The sequence below is a fragment of the Nocardioides sp. genome, from assembly GCF_036401255.1.
Classification (GTDB): Bacteria; Actinomycetota; Actinomycetes; order Propionibacteriales; family Nocardioidaceae; genus Nocardioides.
The window spans coordinates 1-3,891 of sequence record NZ_DASWVI010000266.1 but is presented as its reverse complement, the minus strand read 5'-3'; the positions used below and the strand labels follow the sequence as shown (position 1 = coordinate 3,891).

Here is a 3,891-nt window from a genome sequence, read left to right as displayed (position 1 = left end):
AGGCCGAGCCCGACGACCGACTGCACGATCGCGCCGACGAGCAGCCCGAGCGCCACGGCGACGACGGCCGCCAGCGAGACGTCGGCGATCACCCGGACGTCACCCGGCGAGCTCGGCGTACTCGTCCGAGGCGAGGAACTCCGGGACGATCCGGCTCGCGGACGCGGTCAGGTCGAGGGTGCGGGCCCGGGCGGGCTCGACGAACACGATCTGCCGACCCTCCCCCACGACGACATCGGCGTCGGTCAGGTTGGTCGCGGCGACCCACACCTGGATGGTGTCGACGGTGCCGTAGGCCTCGTGGAAGACCTCGGTGTCCAGCCACAGCCGCAGCGCGCCGCGCGCCAGCCGGATGCCGGTCTCCTCCTCGAGCTCGCGGTACGCCGCGGCCTCGAACTCCTCGCCCGGGTCGACGTGACCGCCCACCAGGCCCCATCGCTCCGGGTCGATTACCGGGTGCTCGTCACGCTCCTGCAGCAGCACCCACCCGCGCGGGTCCACGAGCAGGACGCTGGCGAACCGGTGCATGCCGCCACGCTATCGAGCGGCGATGGTTCAGGTGCGAGGAGCGCCAGCGACGAGCCTCGAAACCACCGGCGGCTGCCCGTCGGCCTGCGGGCCCCTTGTGGTCGCGGTGGTCGAAGAACGGGGGACGTGGTCGCCGCCCGCTGGGGTCGAGCGCGAGGTGGTCACCGCGATCACGGACCTGGCGGTCGCGGGTGGTCGTCGCGCTTGTGGTCACCGTCGTAGACCCGGGATTCCGGCTACCGGCATCACCCACCGAACGACTCCGGAAGATTTTGCTTTCGAAGTTCCCAGAGCCCTGTGGAACAAGGGGTTCTGGGCCCTCGACTGTCGGCGGCGAGTGCTGGGATAGGTCCCATGGCAGCCCTCCCGCTCACGCACCCGGACCTCGATGGTCCCGGCGTGCTGCTGGCTGCCCTGGAGGCCAACCACGGCGTCTTGGCCGGCGCCGAGGTCGCGCAGTTCGAGATGGCCACCGAGTGGGCCGCCCATCCGGTCGACGACCTCGACGACGCCGCCACCGTCGAGGGCACCGAGGGTGAGCTGGCGATCGCCGGGCCCGGGGCGCCGCTGGTCGCGGAGTTCTGCGTCGCGGACTTCGCCCTCGCCGTCGGCCTGACCACCTACGCGGGACGCGACTACCTCGGCGACGCGGTCGAGGTCCGCTACCGCCTCCCGCGGCTGTGGGAGCGGGTGATGGCCGGGCAGGTGGCGGTGTGGCGGGCCCGCAAGATCGCCCGCCAGACGATGTCGCTCCCCCTCGAGGGCGCCGAGCATGTCGACCGGCACCTCGCCCCGGTCGCGCACCGGCTCACCTGGGCGCAGCTGGAGCGGACCGTGGAGGCCGCCCGCGCGACGTTCGACCCGGTCGAGGCCGAGCACCGCCGGCTGCTCGCCGCGGAGGGCCGGTTCTTCGACGTCGACACCCACACCCCCTCCCTGGCGGGCACCACCACCGTGCGCGGGGAGCTGGACCTGGCCGACGCCCTCGACCTCGACCACGCCCTCACGGTCGGTGCGCAGCGACTGGCCGACCTGGGCTGTGCTGAGACGTTGGACGTGCGTCGGGCGATGGCCGCCGGGGCGCTGGCCCGCGGCGACCTGATGCTCCCGTGCAGAGTGGCGCAGAGCCGAAGCCGGCCCCAAAGCCTAGGCAGCTCGTCGTCTACGCCCACCTGTCCGAGGAAGCCCTGGCTGGTGTGGAGAACACCCGCTCCCATGTGCTCGTGGGCCAGGTCGAGGGCTGGTGCGCCACCGCCACCGGCCCCGTCAGCCTCCGCCCGGTGCTGGATCTGGGTGAGCACCTCGAGGTGCCCGGCTACACATGTGAACCCCTGGGACCAGGGCGGCCCGACGTGTTCGTGCAATCTCGTGCCGGCCTGCAGATTCCACCATCGCCTGAAGACCCGGGGCGGATGGCGCCTCGAACGGGTCGGCCACCGACTGTTCACCTGGACCAGCCCCCACGGCCGCACCTACACCCGACATACCTGAGCACCCGGCCCCGCCGGCCACGGCCGGCGGGGCCACACCCATGCCCGGAGCCGGTCGCCGCGCCCGGCCAGACGAGGCGGAGTGGGAGGCTGTGCCCATGTCACGTCTGGTCCGCATCCTCGCGGGCGCCCTCGGTCTCGCCCTGCTCGCCCCGCTGCCCGCCCGGGCCCAGCGCCCGGAGGGCCTGGAGGTGACCGGGTGGATCATCCAGGGCAGCCCGAACTGGCTGGTGAGCCGCAACGCCGACGGGCTGAGCACGCTCAGCGTCGCGGGGGTCTCGATCAACGCGGCCGGCGACCGGGTCCAGAGGCCGAACCAGGACGCCCAGCGACTGCTGGGGGCCGCGCACCGCAACGGACTCCAGGGCGAGCTGCTGTTGAGCAACTACAGCAACCGGCTGGAGTCGTTCGACCGCAGGGCGCTGCACCGCCTGCTCGCCGACCCCGACCACATCGCGGCGGTCGCGCGCCGGCTGGCACGGTTCGTCGTGGAGCAGGGCTGGGACTCGGTCAACGTCGACCTCGAGGGCGTGCGCCGCGCCGACGGCGACGGGCTGGTCGCGCTCGTGCAGGCGCTCCAGGACGAGATGCCGGCCGAGAAGACCGTGTCGATCGACATCAGCGCGGCGACCTCGGTGCGCGCCTACCGCGACCGCGGCTACCGGCTCGCCGGCCTCGCGGCGGTGGCCGACGTGATCGCGGTGATGACCTACGACATGCACGGGCCGTGGTCGCGCCCCGGACCGATCGGCCCACTGACCTGGCAGCGCGACGCGCTCGACGCCCTGCTGTCCGTGGTGCCGGCCGACCAGGTGCTGCTCGGTGTGGCCGGCTACGGGTACGTGTGGCCCGCCGACGCCAAGGGCCGCAGCCTCACCCTCCGCCAGGCGCGGGTCATGGTGCAGCGTCACGACGCGACCGCCCGCTGGCGCGCGAAGTACGGCGAGTGGCACGCCCGGCTCTCCGACGGGACGGTGCTGTGGTGGTCCGACGGTCGCTCCTACGCGGCGCGGGTCGACCTGGCGCGCGAGTACGGCGTACGCGGGCTCGCGGTCTGGCGGCTCGGATCCGCGGACACCCTGACCTGAACGCCCCTATCCTGCGGCCATGCGGATCGGCGTCCTCGGCACGACCGTGGCCGCCGACTCCTCCGGGGCGGTGGGCCTGGGCGGTCCCAAGCAGCGCGCGCTGCTCGCGGCGCTGGCGCTGCACCGCGGGCGCGCCGTGGCCGTCGACACCCTCGCCGACCTGGTCTGGAACGGCACTCCCCCACCGGGCGTCTCCGGCACCATGCAGGGGTACGTCGCGGGACTGCGCCGGGCCCTCGAACCCGGACGCACCACGCGCGGCGGTGGGACGCTGCTGGTCACCGAGCAGCCCGGCTACGCGCTCCGCCTGCCCGAGGGCGACCTCGATGCCTCGGCCTTCGAGCACGCCGTGTCCACCGCGCACGGCGCGGTCGCGCCGCTCGCGGACGCCCTGTGCCACAGCCGACCGCTGCCGGCGGGCTCTCCGGATGCCGCCGGCCTGAAGGTCCTCCACACGTCCCTCGACGAGGCGCTCGCCCTGTGGCGCGGTGTCCCGTTCGCCGACCTCGGCGACGTGCCCGCCGCCGAGGCCGAGCGCGCCCGGCTCGAGGAGCTCCGGGTGCTCGCCACCGAGGATCGCGCGGCGCTCGGCATCCTGCTCGGTCTGCACGCCACCGTCGCCGCAGAGCTCGACGCCCTGACCCGGGAGCACCCGCTGCGCGAGCGCGCGTGGGCACTGCGGGCCCTGGCGCTCGCGGGCTCCGGCCGGCAGGCCGACGCGCTGGCCGTCCTGCGCCAGGTCCGCGACGTCCTCGACGAGGAGCTCGGCCTCGAGCCCGGCGCCG

The 3,891-nt window shown here is 74.1% G+C and carries 4 protein-coding genes; 3 read left to right on the top strand and 1 reads right to left on the bottom strand.

Annotated features, from left to right (window positions below; genetic code table 11):
- Positions 1-99 precede the first annotated feature (99 nt).
- The gene (locus VGD85_RS12175) at positions 100-528 is read right to left on the bottom strand and encodes an NUDIX domain-containing protein (protein ID WP_331063710.1); all 429 of its coding nucleotides are present in this window, start codon (positions 526-528) and stop codon (positions 100-102) included.
- A 354-nt stretch (positions 529-882) separates the two neighbouring features.
- Between VGD85_RS12175 and VGD85_RS12170 the strand changes: the two genes are divergently transcribed.
- From VGD85_RS12170 to VGD85_RS12160, 3 genes are all read left to right on the top strand, one after another.
- Positions 883-2,019 (top strand): DUF222 domain-containing protein, encoded by a 1,137-nt coding sequence (locus tag VGD85_RS12170; RefSeq protein WP_331063709.1) that lies wholly within the window; start codon positions 883-885, stop codon positions 2,017-2,019.
- A 97-nt stretch (positions 2,020-2,116) separates the two neighbouring features.
- Positions 2,117-3,106 (top strand): glycosyl hydrolase family 18 protein, encoded by a 990-nt coding sequence (locus VGD85_RS12165; RefSeq protein ID WP_331063708.1) that lies wholly within the window; start codon positions 2,117-2,119, stop codon positions 3,104-3,106.
- 19 nt (positions 3,107-3,125) lie between these two features.
- The coding region (locus VGD85_RS12160; RefSeq protein ID WP_331063707.1) for an AfsR/SARP family transcriptional regulator at positions 3,126-3,891 on the top strand (766 nt) is incomplete at its 3' end.